General features: G+C 43.5%; 1 pseudogene. It reads right to left on the minus strand.

Features of this window, described 5'->3' with window-relative positions:
• Positions 1–74 precede the first annotated feature (74 nt).
• A pseudogene (locus tag R7Z47_RS25640) lies at positions 75–611 on the minus strand (ABC transporter substrate-binding protein); the annotation flags it as partial.

Consider the following 611-nt stretch of genomic DNA (forward strand, 5'->3'; position numbering starts at 1 on the left):
GGGCCATCATCCGTGATGAATTCCACTTCGAGATCTTTTACACTCAAAATTACATCGTTTTCCATAACACATCCTTACAGCTTATACGTGTCATCAACGACAACAACCGGTTCAAAGGTTTTACCCGACTTCATCGCTTTCTGGGTTTCTTTCTTCACGTCTTTGTCGATCCAATACGTGCCATCACCGATAATTCCGCCACTGAACAACGCTTCTGTCATTCGATTCATTGGTTTCTCTGGCAATTTCAACCAACGCCAGTGTCCATAACGAACGTAAGGCACCATGTAGCCAGTGACAATCACGTGCGCATCAATAATGTCTCGCTGAATCTCATGACCTAGTTGGATCTTCTTATCCATGTCCATGTTAAAGCGATACGCAATGATCTTTTCATCTAGCTCTGGCGTGCTGTAGTTAGTGAATGAGTTCGTTTGTGGTTTGTTCGCGTTCACGGAATGGAAGTATTCCCAATAAGTTGGGATTTCCGAAGTCCCCATATCAAAGAAAGTAAGTTCGTGTTTTTTCTCACGCACATACTTGAACATCGATGAACCATCAATCAGCTTCAGCTCAATGTCCAACCCTGCCAATTTTGCCTGTTCACGCAA

The sequence above is a fragment of the Vibrio sp. 1641 genome (assembly GCF_033339995.1).
In the GTDB taxonomy this organism is placed as follows: domain Bacteria; phylum Pseudomonadota; class Gammaproteobacteria; order Enterobacterales; family Vibrionaceae; genus Vibrio; species Vibrio alginolyticus.